The sequence below is a fragment of the Nocardia sp. NPDC004582 genome (genome assembly GCF_053602115.1).
The window spans coordinates 1-16,517 of sequence record NZ_JBSGCY010000042.1; the positions used below are offsets into that span (position 1 = coordinate 1).

The 16,517-nt window shown below is 69.8% G+C and carries 16 protein-coding genes; 12 read left to right on the plus strand and 4 right to left on the minus strand.

Annotation, left to right across the window (positions count from 1 at the left end; translation table 11 throughout):
• Nucleotides 1–307: 307 nt before the first annotated feature.
• Nucleotides 308–1,906, plus strand: a complete 1,599-nt coding sequence (locus ACWELJ_RS14560; RefSeq protein WP_452366642.1) for a dynamin family protein — start codon at nt 308–310, stop codon at nt 1,904–1,906.
• 9 nt (nt 1,907–1,915) lie between these two features.
• Here the strand turns inward: ACWELJ_RS14560 and ACWELJ_RS14565 are convergent, their stop codons facing one another.
• Both ACWELJ_RS14565 and ACWELJ_RS14570 read right to left on the minus strand, forming a co-directional pair.
• Nucleotides 1,916–3,076 (minus strand): zinc-binding dehydrogenase, encoded by a 1,161-nt coding sequence (locus tag ACWELJ_RS14565; RefSeq protein WP_452366643.1) that lies wholly within the window; start codon nt 3,074–3,076, stop codon nt 1,916–1,918.
• Between the two features lie 100 nt (nt 3,077–3,176).
• The gene (locus ACWELJ_RS14570; protein WP_452366644.1) at nt 3,177–4,859 is read right to left on the minus strand and encodes an MFS transporter; all 1,683 of its coding nucleotides are present in this window, start codon (nt 4,857–4,859) and stop codon (nt 3,177–3,179) included.
• A gap of 117 nt (nt 4,860–4,976) precedes the next feature.
• Here ACWELJ_RS14570 and ACWELJ_RS14575 point away from each other — a divergent pair, with 117 nt between their 5' ends.
• The 3 genes from ACWELJ_RS14575 to ACWELJ_RS14585 all read left to right on the plus strand — a co-directional run bounded on the left by ACWELJ_RS14575 (nt 4,977) and on the right by ACWELJ_RS14585 (nt 7,350).
• The gene (locus ACWELJ_RS14575) at nt 4,977–5,492 is read left to right on the plus strand and encodes a MarR family winged helix-turn-helix transcriptional regulator (protein ID WP_452366645.1); all 516 of its coding nucleotides are present in this window, start codon (nt 4,977–4,979) and stop codon (nt 5,490–5,492) included.
• Nucleotides 5,493–5,561: 69 nt separating this feature from the next.
• Complete coding sequence (locus ACWELJ_RS14580) at nt 5,562–6,449, plus strand: haloalkane dehalogenase (RefSeq protein ID WP_452366646.1); 888 nt, start codon at nt 5,562–5,564, stop codon at nt 6,447–6,449.
• A 55-nt stretch (nt 6,450–6,504) separates the two neighbouring features.
• Nucleotides 6,505–7,350, plus strand: a complete 846-nt coding sequence (locus ACWELJ_RS14585; protein ID WP_452366647.1) for an RNA polymerase sigma factor — start codon at nt 6,505–6,507, stop codon at nt 7,348–7,350.
• Between the two features lie 25 nt (nt 7,351–7,375).
• On the opposite strand, the gene ACWELJ_RS14590 is transcribed toward ACWELJ_RS14585, so the two are convergent.
• Nucleotides 7,376–7,852, minus strand: coding sequence for a winged helix-turn-helix transcriptional regulator (locus tag ACWELJ_RS14590; protein ID WP_452366648.1), 477 nt, complete (start codon nt 7,850–7,852; stop codon nt 7,376–7,378).
• A 121-nt stretch (nt 7,853–7,973) separates the two neighbouring features.
• Between ACWELJ_RS14590 and ACWELJ_RS14595 the strand changes: the two genes are divergently transcribed.
• Nucleotides 7,974–8,462: an SRPBCC family protein gene (locus ACWELJ_RS14595; protein ID WP_452366649.1), complete on the plus strand. Its 489-nt coding sequence runs from the start codon at nt 7,974–7,976 to the stop codon at nt 8,460–8,462.
• A 1-nt stretch (nt 8,463) separates the two neighbouring features.
• Here ACWELJ_RS14595 and ACWELJ_RS14600 read toward each other — a convergent pair whose 3' ends face one another.
• Entirely contained in the window at nt 8,464–9,357 is an 894-nt protein-coding gene (locus ACWELJ_RS14600; RefSeq protein WP_452366650.1) for an LLM class flavin-dependent oxidoreductase, read from the minus strand.
• 191 nt (nt 9,358–9,548) lie between these two features.
• On the opposite strand from ACWELJ_RS14600, the gene ACWELJ_RS14605 reads away from it, so the two are divergent.
• From ACWELJ_RS14605 to ACWELJ_RS14635, 7 genes are all read left to right on the plus strand, one after another.
• A complete protein-coding gene (locus ACWELJ_RS14605; RefSeq protein WP_452366651.1) occupies nt 9,549–10,187 on the plus strand; it encodes an endonuclease in 639 nt (212 codons plus the stop codon).
• An 84-nt stretch (nt 10,188–10,271) separates the two neighbouring features.
• Nucleotides 10,272–11,342, plus strand: a complete 1,071-nt coding sequence (locus ACWELJ_RS14610; RefSeq protein WP_452366652.1) for a DUF1707 SHOCT-like domain-containing protein — start codon at nt 10,272–10,274, stop codon at nt 11,340–11,342.
• A gap of 8 nt (nt 11,343–11,350) precedes the next feature.
• Nucleotides 11,351–12,124, plus strand: coding sequence for a DUF1707 SHOCT-like domain-containing protein (locus tag ACWELJ_RS14615; RefSeq protein WP_452366653.1), 774 nt, complete (start codon nt 11,351–11,353; stop codon nt 12,122–12,124).
• Between the two features lie 211 nt (nt 12,125–12,335).
• Complete coding sequence (dnaK, locus tag ACWELJ_RS14620) at nt 12,336–14,174, plus strand: molecular chaperone DnaK (RefSeq protein WP_452366654.1); 1,839 nt, start codon at nt 12,336–12,338, stop codon at nt 14,172–14,174.
• Between the two features lie 20 nt (nt 14,175–14,194).
• Entirely contained in the window at nt 14,195–14,779 is a 585-nt protein-coding gene (gene grpE, locus ACWELJ_RS14625; RefSeq protein ID WP_452366682.1) for a nucleotide exchange factor GrpE, read from the plus strand.
• Nucleotides 14,780–14,854: 75 nt separating this feature from the next.
• Nucleotides 14,855–16,036 carry a molecular chaperone DnaJ gene (dnaJ, locus tag ACWELJ_RS14630; RefSeq protein ID WP_452366655.1) on the plus strand — a complete coding sequence of 394 codons (1,182 nt, stop codon included), beginning with the start codon at nt 14,855–14,857 and terminating at the stop codon, nt 16,034–16,036.
• Entirely contained in the window at nt 16,036–16,431 is a 396-nt protein-coding gene (locus tag ACWELJ_RS14635; protein ID WP_452366656.1) for a heat shock protein transcriptional repressor HspR, read from the plus strand. Before dnaJ ends, ACWELJ_RS14635 begins: the two co-directional genes overlap by 1 nt.
• Nucleotides 16,432–16,517: the final 86 nt, after the last annotated feature.

Consider the following 16,517-nt stretch of genomic DNA (forward strand, 5'->3'; position numbering starts at 1 on the left):
CTGTCGCCGGGCGATCGCCCGCAGCTCCCGCCCACCGCGCGCTGAACCTCCTGCGCACCGAGCCGCAGGGGGGCTCGGTGCGCACGGGAGGCCGGTACGGCACACCGAGGCCGGGTCGGGTGGATCGGCTCCGGACCGGGCAAGATCAGGGTGTGGCGGACGGAGTCGCGTCCCCGGACGGCGTGGTCCGATTCCCGGGGCTGGGAATCGGCTGTGAGACCTGGCGGGGTCTGATAACGATTCCGCGTGTCCCGGCGAATGCCTTGCGGATGCGTGGAGGTGCGGTGTGCTTCGGAATCGGGAGCCTATGAGGGACGACGCGAGCGGTGTCGGATACGGGCTGGTACCGGAGACGCGCGGGCTGCTGGCCGCGGCCCGGCGGGCGCTGGGCGAGCAGCCGCGGGTGCGGGCTCAGCTGGACGAGTGTGTGCGCCGGCTGGACGAGCCGCTGCGGGTGGCCTTGGCGGGCCAGCTCAAGGCGGGCAAGTCGACCCTGTTGAACGCCCTGGTCGGGCAGGACATCGCGCCCACCGACGCCACCGAGTGCACCCGCCTGGTCACCTGGTACCGCAATGGGACCGCGCCCCGGGTCACCGCGTACAGCGTGGACGGCGCCCGCGCGGACGTGGTGGTGCGCCGCGGTCGCGGGGCGGAGGGGCTGCCCGGCGCGCACGGTCTCACCTTCGACCTGTCGGCGTTGCGCTGGAATTCGCCGACCCCGCGCGAGGTGGATCAGCTGGCGGTGGAGTGGCCGTCGGCGGAGCTGGCGCAGACCACCATCATCGACACCCCCGGCATCTCGTCGCTGTCGCGAGAGGTGTCGGCCCGCACGTCGCGGCTGCTGACCCCCGGCGGCCCGGGTCCGGCCCTGCCGCCCGCGGACGCCGTCCTCTATCTCCTGCGCCGCCTGGACGCCGCCGATGTCGACTTCCTGGAGCGGGTCGGTGGCGGTCACAGCGGCAATACCGGTGCGCCGCAGAGTTTCTCGGGGCCGCTCGGCGTGGTCGGCGTGGTGTCGCGGGCCGATGAGATCGGTGCGGGCCGGATCGACGCCCTGCACTCGGCGCGCGATGTGGCCGCGCGTTTCGCGACGGAGCTGGAGCGAACGGGCTTGTGCCAGTCCGTGATTCCGGTGGCGGGCCTGCTCGCCTTCGCCGCCGCCACGCTCCGGCAGCGGGAGTACGACGCCTTCGAGGCGCTGGCCGCCATCCCTGTCGACGACCTGACCATCGCGCTCCTGTCGGCCGACCGTTTCGCCCACCCCGACCTACCCCTCCCGGTCCCGGCGGACCTACGCGCCCACCTGGCCGCGCGTTTCGGCTTGTTCGGCATCCGCCTGGCCGTCACCCTGATTCGCCTGGGTGTGCGCGGCTCGCAAGCGCTGGCCGCCGAACTCTCCAGCCGCAGCGGTCTGGACGAACTCCGCACCGTCCTGGATGTCCAATTCGCCCAGCGCGCGGACGAATTGAAGGCTCACTCGGCGCTGACCGCGCTGGCCCGTATCCTCGCCGCCAACCAGGGTTCCCCCGCCGACGCCCTCCTCCCGCGCGTCCGCACCCTGCTCGCCGACGTCCACGGCTTCGCCGAACTGCGTCTTCTGTCCCATCTCCGCGCCGACGAACTCCCTGTGCCCCCGGACGATCTCGCCGAGCTCAACCGCCTGATCGGCGGCACCGGCGTGGCCCCCACCCGCCGCCTGGGCCTGCCCGCCCACACCGATGTCGCCACCCAGCGCGAAGCCGCCCTGGCCGCGGTTCAGAAGTGGCGGAATCGCGCCCGCCACCCGCTGGCCGATCAGGTCACCGCCAACGCCTGCCTCACCGCCGCCCGCAGCGCCGAGGGTCTCCTGGAAATCCTCCACGAGCCCCCGACGACGCCGTTCCCGGTCCTGCGCCCCGGCCGATAAGGTCCCCGGTCAGGGTGCGGTGCGGTCGCTGCGGGGGTCGATGAGGATCTTGGCGTGGTGGTCGGGTGAGGCGAGGGTGGTGAAGGCGGTGTCGATGCCCTCGAGGCCGACCGTCCCTGTGATCAAGGGTGAGGGATCGACCTTGCCCTCGGCGATCATGTGCAGGGTGTCGCGGAATTCTCCGGGATCGTAGCCGAGTACGAAGCGGAGCTCGATCTCCTTGTTGATGGCGGTGGCGGGATGGAACGCGTCCTGCTGCATGCACACGCCGACGACCACGACCCGGGTCAACGGCGGTGCGGCGGTGAGGATCTGGTCGATGATGCCGGGGACGCCGACGCATTCGAAGACGACCGGGCCGGAGGGCCCGCGCTGCAGGGTGTGGGCGGCGCGGAACAGATACCACCACGGGATGCCGGGCAGGCGGCGCAGTCGCTCCATGGCGTCGAAGCCCAGGTTGAGGATGTCGGCGGCGCCGGTGATCCGGGACTTCTTCGGCGTTGCCTCCCACGGGGATTCGGTGCCGGGGTCGACCACCACATCGGCTCCGCAGGCCGTGGCCAGTTCCCGGCGGCGGGGGGAGAAGTCGCTGGCGACGACGGTGTGAACGCCGGCCGCCTTCAACATCGCGATCACGGCCAGACCGATCGGCCCGCAGCCGATGACGAAAGCGGTCTGGCCCTTGGTGATCCGGCTCTTGCGGACCGCGTGCCACGCCACGGCCATGGGTTCGGTGAGGGCGGCGAGGTCGGGGGACAGGCCGTTGGGGACCGGGAAGGTCATGGGTTCCTGGATCAGGACCTGTTCGGCGTAGCCACCCGGCGCGTGCGCGGACAGGCCGGTGAGTTCGGGCTGCCGCCCGGTGCGCAGGATCGGCAGGGCGACCACCGGGGTGCCGGGCTTCCAGCGCCGTCGGGTGCCGGGACCGTATTCCTCGATCTCCCCGGTGAATTCGTGGCCCATGACGATGCGCTGCTCCGAGCGCATGAACCGGTCGTAGCCGGTGGCGGCGGCCAGGTCGGCGAGTTCGTCGCAGTGCAGGCGGGCGTGCAGGTCGGAGCCGCAGATGCCGCAGCGGGTGACGGAGATGAGTACTTGGCCCGGCCCCGGTACGGGAGCCGGGAGGTCCTCGACCTGGAATTCGCCCTTACTGACCACGGCCGCGCGCATGACTGGCTCCTGTCGGAAGTCGATGATTCGTCTGGATTCTTCCCCCGAAACGGCCGCCGGTCCGGGGATTCACCGAACCGGCGGCCGCGGCGCGTGGCGGTCAGACGCCGACGAGGTCCGCCTCGGCGGCCACCTCGTGCTGTTCGAGTCGGGTGTCGCGCGGCAGCGCCAGGAATCCGGCGCAGACCAGGGCCATCAGCCCGATGCCCCACCACAGCGTGTACTCGAAGGTGTGCGCGAAGTTCACCGCATTGGCGTCCTCGCCGGCCCGGGTGAGGATCCGGCCGATCGCGGGGTCCGCGGGAGCGGACTGACAGCTGGCCGGAACCACCGACGGATCCACCTCACCGGAGCGGTCCCGCACGCAGGCGGAGAAGCCCGCGAGAATCTGCTCCCGCGCACCGTCCGGCACGCCGGCCGCGGCCAGCTCCGTGCGGGTCTGCGCCGCGACGGAATCCACGCCACGTGCCGAATCGTGATCCAGCTGCCCGAAGAACAGGATCCCGACCAGCGCCACGCCCAGCGCCAGACCCAGTTGCTGTCCGGTGTTCAGCAGCCCGGACGCGGCCCCGGCCTCGCGGTCGGGAATCCGCCCGAGCAGCATGTCGATGGTCGGCGCGACCACGATGCCGAATCCGATACCGGTCACCAGCAGCGGGAAAACCATTTGCCACGAGGCGAAATCGGATTCGTACCGGGTGGCCAGCGCGCCGTAGAACGCGAATCCGCCCGCGGTGACCAGCCCGCCGACCAGCAGCACCCACTTGCCGAACCGCGGCGCGAGGGCGCTCACCGAGATGCCCGCCCCGATGCCCGCGCCGACCGCGAAGAACGCCGAGGTGAGTCCGGCCCGCATGGGCGACCAGCCGAGCCCGGCCTGCATGAACAGCGTCCAGATCAGGAAGAACCCGCCGAATCCGATCCAGAACAGCAGCCAGCTGGCCAGGCCGACCGTGAACGGCCGCGACCGGAACAGTTCCAGGTCCACCAGCGGTGACCCGGCGGTGCGGGCCCGCCACCGCTCGTAGACCAGGAAGGCCGCGAAGGTCACCGCCGCCGCCCCGATCATGCCGAAAGTCCAGGCGGGCCAATCCAATCGGCGGCCCTCGGTGAGCGGGTACACCAGCAGCAGCACCGCGGAGACGGCCAGCGCCATGCCGACGATGTCCAGCCGCGGCGCGTGCGCGGACCGCGAATCCCGCATGACCAGGGCGGCCGCGCCCAGTGCGAGCAGCCCGACCGGCACGTTCACCAGAAAGATCGGCCGCCAGCCCAGGTCGAACAGATTCCCTTCGACGAGCAGCCCGCCCAGTGCCAGCCCGACCGCCGACGCGGACCCGCCGACCCCGCTGTACACGGCGATCGCCTTGGCGCGCTCGTCCTTCGGGAAGGTGACGCGGATGATGGCCAGGATCTGCGGCACCATGAGCCCGGCCATCGCGCCCTGCACGAACCGGGAGCCGATCAACATCGCGGGCGAGCTCGCCAGGCCGCAGGCCAGCGAGGCCGCGGTGAATCCGGCGACGCCGATCAGGAACAGGCGTTTGCGGCCGTAGATGTCGCCGAGCCGGCCGCCGGTGATGAGCACCGCCGCGAAGGACAGCACATAGGCGGCGATGATCCATTCGATCTGCGAGTAGGCCGCACCCAGGTCCTGCTGGATGCTGGGCACGGCGACGTTGACGATGGTGACGTCGAGCAGGTCCATGAAGCCCGCGGCCAGCACGACGGCGAAGGCGATCCAGCGGCGTGGATCGAGGGTGGGGGAGTTGTCGGTATCCACTGCGAACTCTCTTCGATTCGGTGTGGGTGGAGGTCCGCTTCAAACTATGCACCTGAAGTGATTATCAAACAAGAGGGCAATCACTGATTGTGCTCATGGGTCGGGTAGGCTATGCGGGTGACCGACGTCGATCCCCAGCGCGCGCCCCTCGTCGACAGCGCCGCGTTCCTGTTCGCGCAGCTGGGTTCCCACTCCGCGTACCGCTTCGACCAGCTGCTCGCCCCCCTGGGCATCAAGCCGCCGCAGTACGGCACCCTGCGCATGCTCGAGGCCAATGACGGCCGCACCCAGCAGCAGCTCTGCGACGCGCTCGGGATCCACCGCAATGTGATGGTCAGCCTGATCGACGACCTGGAGAAGCGCGGCCTGGTCGAACGCCGCAAACACCCCGCCGACCGGCGCGCGCACGCCGTGCACCTGCTGCCCGCCGGCCGCGAGACGATCGGGCGCGCCTCCGCCCTGGCCGATCGGTTGAACGACGAACTGCTGCACATGTTCGACGCGGACGAGCGGTCGCGGCTGCTCGCCATGCTGCAGCGGGCCGCGGTCGGCAACGGCCTCACGCCCGGCGTCCACCCGGCCCTGACGGTCGAGCCGGGCACCGTGCCGATGTATGACACAGGTCACATCTAGGTCTGGTCACAGCCCGTCCCGGCGCGTGTCCAACCCGGTGTAGGCAACTCACCCGGAAGGACACGAACGATGGCCACCATCGACGTTCTGGACTCGTACATCAACTACACCGACACCGGCAGCGGACCCGTCGCGGCCGGTACGGTCCCCGTCGTCTTCCTGCACGGCAATCCCACCTCGTCCTACATCTGGCGCGATGTGATCCCGCACGTCAGTGGTGAAACCCGGGTCCTGGCACCGGATCTCATCGGCATGGGCGCATCCGGCAAACCGGACAGCGACTACCGCTTCGTCGATCACGCCCGCTACCTGGACGCCTGGTTCGACGCCCTGGGCCTGGACCAGGTCGTCATCGTCGGCCACGACTGGGGTGGCGCGCTCGGAATGGACTGGGCCGCACGCCATCCCGGGCAGGTGCGCGGCATCGCCGTGGTGGAGACCTTCCTGCGGCCGCTGAGCTGGTCGGAGATGCCGCCGCAGGGCGCGGAACTGTTCCGCCGCTTCCGTTCCCCCGAGGGCGAGGAGATGGTGCTGGAGCGGAACATGTTCATCGAGTTCAACCTGCCCGCCTCCACCCGCAACCTCACCCCGGAGGCCCTCGACGCCTACCGCGCGCCGTACCCGACGCCGGAGTCGCGCAAGCCGATGCTGGTGTGGCCCAGGGAGTTCCCGCTCGACGGCGAGCCCGCCGACGTGGTCGCCATCATCGAGAACTACGACGCCTGGATGGCCGCCAGCCCGGCGGTGCCCAAGCTGATCATGCACGTCGACGGCGGCGTCGGCCTGGGCTCGCCGGACGCGGTGGAATGGGCGGCACGGACCTTCGCCACGGCCGAGCTCGCGAATATCGGCCCGGCCGGGCATCACTGCCCGGAGGATCAGCCCGACGCCATCGGGCGGGCCGTGGCGGACTGGCTGCGCCGGCACGCCCTGCTCACCGCCGCGGCCGTCGCCTGAGCGGCGGCCGGCCGGACGGCCCCGCGATGTCGGACCCCTTCCCTATGCTGGCGGCATGGAGACCGGGTCGGAGATCGACGAGCGCGATCTCGTCGCGCGGGCCGTCGGTGGTGATCGCGCCGCCGTCGCGGATGTGGTTCGGCTGCTGCAGGATCCGATCTACCGGCTGGCGCTGCGCATGGTGTGGCGGCCCGCCGACGCCGAGGACGCCACCCAGGAGATCCTGCTGCGCACGGTCGGCAATCTGGCGAGCTGGCGCGGCGAGGCCAAGCTCACCACCTGGGCGTACCGCATCGGCGTCAACTATCTGCTGAACCTGAAGCGGCAGACGCCGCAGGAGGCGCAGGCGCTGAGCCTGGACCAGTTCGGTGCGGGATTGCGGGACGGCTTGGCGGACGAGGACTTTCGCGGTCCGGAGGCCACCCTGCTCACCCATGAGGTCCGGCTCAATTGCAGTCAGGCCATGCTGCAATGCCTGGCCCGGGACGAACGCGTCGCGTACGTGCTCGCCGAGGTCTTCGAGGTGAGCTCGGAGGAGGCGGCCTGGATCGTCGGGGCGACGCCCGCCGCGTATCGGAAACGGGTGGAGCGGGCCAAGAAACGGCTCGGCAACTTCCTGCGATCCACGTGTGGCCTGGCCGATCCGCAGGCGTTCTGCCGGTGCTCGCGGCGGGTGGAGAAGGCCGTCGAACTGGGGCGGGTGGATCCGAAGCGCCCGGCCTTCGCCGCGCACCCGGTGACGCCGGGCGGGCGGAGCGTCGCGGAGGCGGAGCGGCAGATGATCCGGCTGCACGATGCCGCGGCCGTGCTGGGCGCGCACCCGGATTACGCCGCGCCGCGGGCGAAGATGGAGGCCATCGCGGGATTGTTGCGCTCGGGCCGGTTCCCGCTGTTGGAGTGAGATTCGCGTCGGACCGAGGGCTTCGCTAGGACAGCGACGCCGACGTCCCGTACTTCCGTTCATACGCCCACGGTGCGACGTCCGCGGTCACCTCGGACAGCCCGGGTGCGCGGTCGCAGTCCGAACATTCCAGGCGCACCGCGACTTTCCCGCCGCATCCACTGTGCCGGTAGGTGACCGGCGGCCCGTCCGGCGCGGCCCAGCGGTCACCCCATTCGGTGAGCGCGAGGATGACCGGTTTCAGGTCGAGTCCCTTGTCGGTGAGCAGATATTCGGGATGGCCGCCGGTGACGCGCTGCTCGAAGATCCCGGCGTCGACGAATTCGGCGAGCCGCTTGGTCAGGATGTTCGGCGCGATGCCGAGCGCGCGCTGGAACTCGGTGAACCGGGTCATGCCCGCGAACATGGCATTGCGCACGATCAGCAGACTCCAGCGCTCGCCGACCAGTTCCAGCGTGCGCGCCGCCGAGCAGACCTCCCCTTCGTACATGCGTCCCAACATGACTCCAGGGTGACTTATCCGCTTGTGTGATGCAAGCAACGTCGCTATCGTGATGCAAGTAAGTTCTCGCGAGACAGTCCCATCAATCCGCTGAACCCTGAGAGAAGAGTCGGGATCCGCCATGACTGATCAGAACTTCACCACCTCCATCACCGTCGACCGCACGCCCGCCGAGGTCTTCGCGGCGGTCCTGAACGCCCGCGGGTGGTGGTCGCCCGGCATCAAGGGCGGCACCGAGCGGGCGGGCGACCGTTTCGTCTTCGAGGCCCCCGGGGTGCACCGCAGTGAGATCGAACTGACCGAGGTGGTGCCGGACGAGCGCGTGGTCTGGCTGGTGAAGGACAACCACATGACCTTCATCGAGGATCAGACCGAATGGGTGAACACCGAGATGCGCTTCGAGATCGCGGCGACCGCGGGCGGTACCGAACTCACCTTCACCCACGTCGGCCTGGTGCCGGACTACGAGTGCTACGACGCGTGCTCCCCCGCCTGGACCTTCTACATCACCGAGAGCCTGCGCGACCTGGTCACCACCGGTGTCGGCCAGCCCAGCGAGTTCCCGGGCCAGGTCGAGGCCGAGGCTGCCGCCGCGGCCGCCCAGCACTGAATCAGAACTCCGACAACAGCTTTCGTGCGAGAGGCACGACCTGTCGTGCGAAACGCTGTACCTGGTCGACGTCGAATCCGGGCGGCCAGTAGATGAAGGTGTCGAATCCGCCGGAGTGCGCGAGGTCGGCGATGATGCCCGCCCACTCCTCGGGCGAGCCGTGGATCGGGTCGGTGCCCCGCGGATTCGGGTGCAGCGCCCGGTCGCTCACCACCCCGGGCAGCGCGGCCAGCCGGGCGATGGCGCGCGGGTCGCGGTCGTGCGCGCGGGCGGCGGCGTCGATGCGGGCATTGGCGGCGGCCCACTGCTCCCACGGCATCCAATTGGGCAGTGGCGCAACCCATCCGTCGGCGGTCGCGCCGATCAGATCGAGGGCGTGCGGGCCCATGGCCCCCAGCCAGATCCCGATCCGGTGCACGGGCGCGGGCCCGCCTTCGATGCCCTGCACGGTGTATTCGGTGCCGATCACCGACACCGGCTGGGCCGGCCGCCATTCGGCCCGGATGATGGCGATGCCCTCGGCGATGGCCATGAGCGCGGCCCGGCCCTTGCGGGCGGGTCCGCCCATGGCCACCACGCCGCTCTCGAAAGCGCCCGCCCCCAAACCCAATTCGAAGCGGCCGCCGCTGAGGATGTCGAAGGTGGCGGCCTGTTTGGCGAGCATGGCGGGTGTGCGCAGCGGCAGGTTCGCGACCCCGGGATAGAGGCTGACCCGCCCGGTCGCGGCGAGGCAGGCCCCGATGACGGCGAAGGCGTCGCCGAACTGCGCGTTGTAGGGGTGGTCCTGGATGCCGACCAGATCGAGTCCCTCGGCGTCGGCGGCCAGGGCCATGTCGATGACGTCCGGCAGCGCGGACGCGACGGGCGGGATCGAAATACCGAACCGGGCCTGCATCGAACCTCCTCACCAGCGGAAATCCATGAATCGATCTTCGTGTGCGGCCCCGCGCAACCCCGGCATTTCGGACGTCCGGCCCGCACCCGGGCGTGTCTGGGCCGCATCTCGGCGGACGCGTTCGTCCCGCCACGGATGCGGGTATAGCCGACGTGGAAGTGGATATCGTCCGCGAGAGGAGGCGGTCGCCCATGAACGAGCGGGACACGGTGCGCGCGCTGCTGGACCGGGCCGGCACCGGCTATGCCGCCGAGGCCGGCATCCATCTGGCCGACAAGCCCGCGCCGCTCTACCAGCTGCTGACGCTGGCGCAGCTGCTCAGCACCCGGATCTCGGCCCGCATCGCGGTGGCCGCCGCCCGCGAACTCCGGACCTCCGGTTACACCACCCCGCGGCACGTGGCCGAGGCGGAATGGTCGGATCTGGTCGCCGCGCTCGGCCGCGCCCATTACGTCCGCTACGACGAATCCAACGCGACCCGCCTGATCGCCAACGCCACCGCGCTGCTCGAGCGGTGGCACGGCGATATGCGCGGGCTCGCAACCGAATCGGGCCACGACCCCGCCGCGCTGTCGCGCTTGCTCCAGGAGTTCCGGGGCATCGGCCCGGTCGGTGCGGACATCTACCTGCGTGAAGTGCAGGACATCTGGACGTGGGTACGACCCTGGTTCGACGATCGGGCCCGGCAGGGCGCGAGTGAACTGGGCCTGCCGGCCGATCCGTCGGCGCTCGCCGACCTCGCTCCGCCCGGTCACGCCGCCGAGCTGGCCGCGGCGCTGGTCCGCGTCACCCTGGACCACGGCCTGAAAGCCGACCTGGGCGTTCGATAAGCGACGCGATTCGGGCGCTGAAACACCGAACGCGGGCGCGCGGAAGGCGCGCGACCGAACCGGAATCCGTCTACGATCCCGGGCGTGAGCTCGAAATCGTCCGGATCGGCCGGGGATTCGCCCGCCGCCGGGCGGATGCGGGCGCGGGACATCGACCGCGTGAACGCCCGCACCCTGCTCGACGCCGCCTACGCGGAGGGCGAGCTCGGGGCCGAGGAGTATCACCAGCGATCCGATCAAGCGCAGTCCGCGCAGACCCTCGGCGAATTGCAGCGGCTCATCGCCGATCTGCAGCCGAGCACCAAGACCGCGGACCTCGCTCCCGCGCGCAAGTGGTCGCGGCGGCCCGCCTCGGGCGGGTACCCGCCCCGGACTCGGGCCCGCGATGCCGATCGGCAGGCCACCTGCGTGCTGCTCGACGCCGCGCTCGCGGATGGGCAGCTGACCGCCGCCGACCACCGCACCCTCACCGAACTCGCCGGTGAGGCCCGGACTCTCGGCGAGTTGTCCCAGCTCACCGAGGATCTGCAGCGCCAGGCCGACGCCGCCCCGGACCCGGTCCCGCCGAAGTCGCGGCGCGAGAACTGGTTTGCCGCGGGCGTCGCCGCGCTGAGCATCGCCGTGGCGGTGGGCACCTTCGTGGCCGTGGCCCGCCCCGCCACCCCGCCCGCCGGGCCGCCCGCGGTGGACCTGGGCATCATCCAGCCGCTGGTGCTGCCCCGGCCGAAACTCACCGAGGCCGAGGGCATCTCGTACTTCCGCGACGTCTACCGGGCCAAATTCGGTGACACCGTGGTCGACGAGCTGGACTTCTACCCAGGCTACGCGGTGTTCACGCGCGCGACGCAGGCCAATCGGAAGGTGCACTACAACTACTTCGGTGGTTTCGACCAGACCGACCAACCCCAGACCCGGGACCCGAAGACCCCGACCGTGGACCTGGCGGCCTTGAACGTGCCCGCCGTCGCGGCGCTGGCGGCCCAGGCTCCCGCGCTCACCAAGGTCGATCAGGGCGTGGTCAACTACATCGATATCCAGGGCAGCGGCACCGGCCCGGTGGTCCGGATCTACGTCGGAAACCAGGCCAAGGAGTCCGGCTACGTCGAGGCCGCCCTCGACGGCCGGGTCACGCGCACCGTGGCGTTCGGGGGATAGGCGAGACCATGGCTGACGCACGCTCCCAAGCAGTCCGGGCCCGCGACACCGATCGCGTGGACGCCTGCACCCTGCTCGATGCGGCTCGCGACGCGGGCGAGCTCACCGAGGCCGAACACGCGCACCGGACCGCGAAAGCCATGGCGGCCAAGACCTTCGGCGATCTGGACGCGGTGCTCGACGATCTGCAGATCCCGGCCAATCTGGTGAATTCGCCGGTGGTGCGGGCGAATCGGCGCGGCCCGTCCACCCGCTGGAAGGTGGCGGCCGCGATCATGGTGGCGGCCGCCGTGCTGGGCGCGTTGGCGGGCTGCGTGTCCCGGGTCGCCGCGCCGAAGCCGGACCTGCCGGATCCGACCACGGGTCAGGGCCTGGCCAGTTTCGTCGAGGCCTACAAGGATCATTTCGGCGACACCAAGGCCGATGAGATCACCCTGTTCCCCACCTACGCGGTGATCGAGCGGCGTCCGGCGGATCCGGCCGCGCCGCGCGACGACTACTACCGCTACGACGGTGGTTTCCGGACGATCGGCGATATTCCCCGGTCGCCGGGCACCGACATCATCGACCTGTCGGTCCTGGATCTGAAGCGGATCGCGGGACTGCTGGCGGGGGCTCCGCAATCGGCCGGGGTGCCGAACGGCAGAATCAGTCATGTCACCATCGCGCGCGGCAAGGACGGCGGTCCGACGGTCACCGTCTACGTCGCTGACGGTCCCAAGAGCGGTTACTTCAAGGTCACCGCGACCGGTGAGCCGATCATGATCAACCTGCCCAGCTGAACGATCGCGATTCCACCAAGAATTTTTTTCCGGTTCGTGGAATAGATGACGTGCGCCTCCGGTTGGGACAGGTCAGCAAGGTTGAGCGAGTTGGACTCAAGTTCAAGTTGCGCGCCGCGGGAAGCGGGTGCAGGATTGAGCCGACCACGCTCAGTGTTACTGAGATGCAGTGCCCTCGGCACTCATGTTCGCCAACGTAGGAGGAATCACCATGGCTCGTGCGGTCGGTATCGACCTCGGGACCACGAACTCTGTCATCGCCGTTCTCGAAGGCGGCGAGCCGGTCGTCGTGGCCAACTCGGAAGGATCGCGGACCACCCCCTCGGTCGTCGCGTTCGCCAAGAACGGTGAGGTGCTCGTCGGGCAGCCCGCCAAGAACCAGGCCGTCACCAACGTCGACCGCACCATCAAGTCCGTCAAGCGCCACATGGGCGAGGACTGGTCGGTCGAGATCGACGGCAAGAAGTACACCCCGCAGGAGATCTCCGCGCGCACGCTGATGAAGCTGAAGCGCGACGCCGAGGCCTACCTGGGTGAAGAGATCACCGACGCCGTGATCACCGTCCCCGCCTACTTCGAGGACGCGCAGCGCCAGGCCACCAAGGAGGCCGGCCAGATCGCGGGCCTGAACGTCCTGCGCATCGTCAACGAGCCGACCGCGGCCGCGCTGGCCTACGGCCTGGACAAGGGCGACAAGGAACAGACCATCCTGGTCTTCGACCTCGGCGGCGGCACCTTCGACGTCTCGCTGCTGGAGATCGGCGAGGGCGTCGTCGAGGTTCGCGCCACCTCCGGTGACAACCACCTCGGTGGCGACGACTGGGACGAGCGCATCGTCAGCTGGCTGGTCGACAAGTTCAAGGGCACCTCGGGCATCGACCTGACCAAGGACAAGATGGCCATGCAGCGCCTGCGTGAGGCTGCCGAGAAGGCCAAGATCGAGCTGTCGTCCTCGCAGTCGACCTCGATCAACCTGCCCTACATCACCGTCGACGCGGACAAGAACCCGCTGTTCCTCGACGAGCAGCTGACCCGCGCCGAGTTCCAGAAGATCACCTCCGATCTGCTGGACCGCACCCGCAAGCCGTTCGCCTCGGTCATCAAGGACGCCGGCATCTCGGTCGGCGACATCGACCACGTGGTGCTCGTCGGTGGCTCCACCCGTATGCCCGCCGTCTCCGACCTGGTCAAGGAACTGACCGGCGGCCAGGAGCCGAACAAGGGCGTGAACCCGGACGAGGTCGTCGCCGTCGGCGCCGCCCTGCAGGCCGGTGTGCTCAAGGGTGAGGTCAAGGACGTCCTGCTGCTCGATGTCACCCCGCTGTCGCTGGGCATCGAGACCAAGGGTGGCGTGATGACCAAGCTCATCGAGCGCAACACCACCATTCCGACCAAGCGCTCGGAGACCTTCACCACGGCCGACGACAACCAGCCGTCCGTGCAGATCCAGGTCTTCCAGGGTGAGCGCGAGATCGCCTCGCACAACAAGCTGCTCGGCTCGTTCGAGCTGACCGGCATCCCGCCGGCCCCGCGCGGCGTGCCGCAGATCGAGGTCACCTTCGACATCGACGCCAACGGCATCGTCCACGTCACCGCCAAGGACAAGGGCACCGGCAAGGAGAACACGATCAAGATCCAGGACGGCTCCGGCCTGTCCAAGGAGGAGATCGACCGCATGGTGAAGGACGCCGAGGCGCACGCTGCCGAAGACAAGCAGCGTCGCGAGGAGGCGGAGACCCGCAACCAGGCCGAGTCGCTGGTGCACCAGACCGAGAAGTTCATCAAGGACAACGAGGACAAGGTCCCGGCCGACGTCAAGACCAAGGTCGAGGCGGCCATCGCCGAAGCCAACGACGCGCTGAAGGGCACCGACATCTCGGTCATCAAGACCGCGGTGGAGAAGCTCGCCACCGAGTCGCAGGCGCTGGGCCAGGCCATCTACGAGGCTTCCGCCGCGGACCAGGCCGCCCAGGGCAACGGCGCGGGCGCGCCCGAGTCCGACGACACCGTCGTGGACGCCGAGGTCGTCGAGGAGCCTGAGAAGAAGTGACGAACCAGAACCCGGACAACATGGTCGATCCGGCCACGGGTGAGGTGCTCGAGGCCGCGGCGGATACCGCCGCGGCCGTCGGGGCCGAGGGGACTCCCGAGGTCAGCGAGGATGCCCTCGCCGACGCGATCACGGCCGAACTGGCCGAGCGCACCTCCGATCTCCAGCGTCTGACGGCGGAGTACGCGAACTACCGCCGGCGGGTCGAGCGGGACCGCAAGGTCACCATCGACACCGCCAAGGCCGCGGTGGTCAGCGAATTGCTGCCCGTGCTCGACGATCTGGATCGTGCTCGTGCGCACGGTGACCTCGACAACGGGCCGCTCAAGTCGGTCGCGGACAAGCTGGTCACCGCCCTGCAGAAGCAGGGTCTCGAGGAATTCGGTTCGGAGGGTGAGCCTTTCGACCCGACCCTGCACGAGGCCGTGCAACACGAGGGCAGCGGTGCGGATCCCGTGCTCGGCATGGTGATGCGCAAGGGCTACCGCTTCGGCGATCGCGTGCTGCGGCACGCGCTGGTCGGCGTCACCGACGGTGTGGCGGACCTGGCTGCGACGCAGCCGGATTCGCAGAACGCTGGCACCGATGCCGCTGGCACTGATTAACAGCAATCGGACGCACCCGGTGTCCGCGACGGCACCGAAAGCGTCCTCGACCACACAGAAAGGAGGAGATGCCCGGTGAATCGAGAGTGGCTCGAGAAGGACTTCTACAAGGATCTGGGTGTTTCCTCCGGCGCCACCCAGGACGAGATCAAGAAGGCCTACCGCAAGCTGGCCCGTGACCTGCACCCGGACAAGAACCCCGGGGACAGTCAGGCCGAGGAGCGGTTCAAGGCCGTCAGCGAGGCGAACGCCGTGCTGTCGGATCCGGAGAAGCGCAAGGAGTACGACGAGGCCCGCAAGCTGTTCGCGGGCGGCGGTTTCGGCCGCGGCGGATTCCCGCCCGGGGGCGGCTACGGCCAGCCCGGCGGCGGGTTCTCCGGCGGCGAGTTCAACCTGGGTGACATCTTCGGGGCCGGCGCCGGTGGCGCCGGGGCCGACGGTGGCCTGGGTGACCTGCTGGGCGGACTGTTCAATCGTGGTGGCACGCGGGCATCCTCGCGTCCCCGGCGCGGTTCCGACGTGGAGACCGAGACGACCCTCGGCTTCCGCGAAGCCGCCCAGGGCGTGACCGTTCCGCTGCGCATGACCAGTCCGGCCGCCTGCACCACCTGCCACGGCAGCGGCGCCAAGCCGGGCACCAGCCCGCGAGTGTGCCCGCACTGCAATGGGTCCGGAGTCGTCAGCCGGAACCAGGGCGCGTTCGGCTTCAGCGAGCCGTGCGAGGACTGCCGGGGCACCGGGTCGATCATCGACGACCCGTGCGTCGACTGCCGCGGCTCGGGCATCCAGAACCGGACCCGCACCATCACCGTGCGCATTCCCCCGGGCGTGCGCGACGGGCAGCGGATCCGGCTGGCCGGTCAGGGCGAGGCGGGCCTGCGCGGCGCGCCTCCCGGCGACCTGTACGTCACCGTGCACGTCAGCCAGGACAAGGTCTTCGGCCGCAATGGCGACGACCTGACCCTGGTGCTGCCGGTGTCCTACGCCGAACTGGTGCTGGGCACCACGGTGTCCGTGCCGACCCTGGACGGCCGCGTGGGCGTCAAGGTGCCGCCCGGCACCGCCGACGGCCGCACCCTGCGGGTGCGCGGGCGCGGTGTGCCCAAACGCGACGGCGCCGCCGGTGACCTGCTGGTCACGGTGAAGGTCGCGGTGCCGCAGAAACTGGAGGACGATGCCACCGAGGCGCTGCGGCGCTACGCGGAGGCGGAGAAGACCAGTGGGTTCGATCCCCGTGCGGGATGGGCAGGTGCGTAATGAGTTCCGATCCGAAGAAGGCCGAGGCGCAGTACTTCCTGATCTCGGTGGCCGCGCAGCTGGCGGGCATGCACGCCCAGACGCTGCGCACCTATGACCGGCTGGGTCTGGTCACGCCGCAACGCACGTCGGGCGGCGGGCGGCGCTACTCGGACCGGGATGTGGAGCTGCTCCGCGAGGTGCAGCGCCTGTCCCAGGACGAGGGCGTGAACCTGGCCGGCATCAAACGGATCATCGAACTCACCAACCAGGTGGACGAGCTGCAGCAGCGGGTGAGCGAGCTGACCGCCGAGATGGAAAGGCTGCGGGCCGGTTATCGGCCCGCGCACCTGACCCCTCAGCCCAGCACGGCTCTCGTGGTGTGGCAGCCCCGAAACCGGCGTAAGCCGCAGTAGGGAAGCAAGCAGGAAGGCGGTGTCCCCGGGTGGGGCACCGCCTTCTCGCACGCTCGGGCGCCGGTGTCCCGCTGAGTGGACTTCAC

What these genes read in the sequence shown, in the direction of transcription:
- grpE (WP_452366682.1), top strand. Translation starts at nt 14,195, where the DNA reads ATGGTCGATCCGGCCACGGGTGAGGTGCTCGAGGCCGCGGCGGATACC.
- ACWELJ_RS14585 (WP_452366647.1), top strand. Translation starts at nt 6,505, where the DNA reads ATGGAGACCGGGTCGGAGATCGACGAGCGCGATCTCGTCGCGCGGGCC.
- dnaK (WP_452366654.1), top strand. Translation starts at nt 12,336, where the DNA reads ATGGCTCGTGCGGTCGGTATCGACCTCGGGACCACGAACTCTGTCATC.
- ACWELJ_RS14560 (WP_452366642.1), top strand. Translation starts at nt 308, where the DNA reads ATGAGGGACGACGCGAGCGGTGTCGGATACGGGCTGGTACCGGAGACG.
- ACWELJ_RS14595 (WP_452366649.1), top strand. Translation starts at nt 7,974, where the DNA reads ATGACTGATCAGAACTTCACCACCTCCATCACCGTCGACCGCACGCCC.
- ACWELJ_RS14635 (WP_452366656.1), top strand. Translation starts at nt 16,036, where the DNA reads ATGAGTTCCGATCCGAAGAAGGCCGAGGCGCAGTACTTCCTGATCTCG.
- ACWELJ_RS14590 (WP_452366648.1), bottom strand. Translation starts at nt 7,852, where the DNA reads ATGTTGGGACGCATGTACGAAGGGGAGGTCTGCTCGGCGGCGCGCACG.
- ACWELJ_RS14580 (WP_452366646.1), top strand. Translation starts at nt 5,562, where the DNA reads ATGGCCACCATCGACGTTCTGGACTCGTACATCAACTACACCGACACC.
- ACWELJ_RS14605 (WP_452366651.1), top strand. Translation starts at nt 9,549, where the DNA reads ATGAACGAGCGGGACACGGTGCGCGCGCTGCTGGACCGGGCCGGCACC.
- ACWELJ_RS14615 (WP_452366653.1), top strand. Translation starts at nt 11,351, where the DNA reads ATGGCTGACGCACGCTCCCAAGCAGTCCGGGCCCGCGACACCGATCGC.
- ACWELJ_RS14600 (WP_452366650.1), bottom strand. Translation starts at nt 9,357, where the DNA reads ATGCAGGCCCGGTTCGGTATTTCGATCCCGCCCGTCGCGTCCGCGCTG.
- ACWELJ_RS14565 (WP_452366643.1), bottom strand. Translation starts at nt 3,076, where the DNA reads ATGCGCGCGGCCGTGGTCAGTAAGGGCGAATTCCAGGTCGAGGACCTC.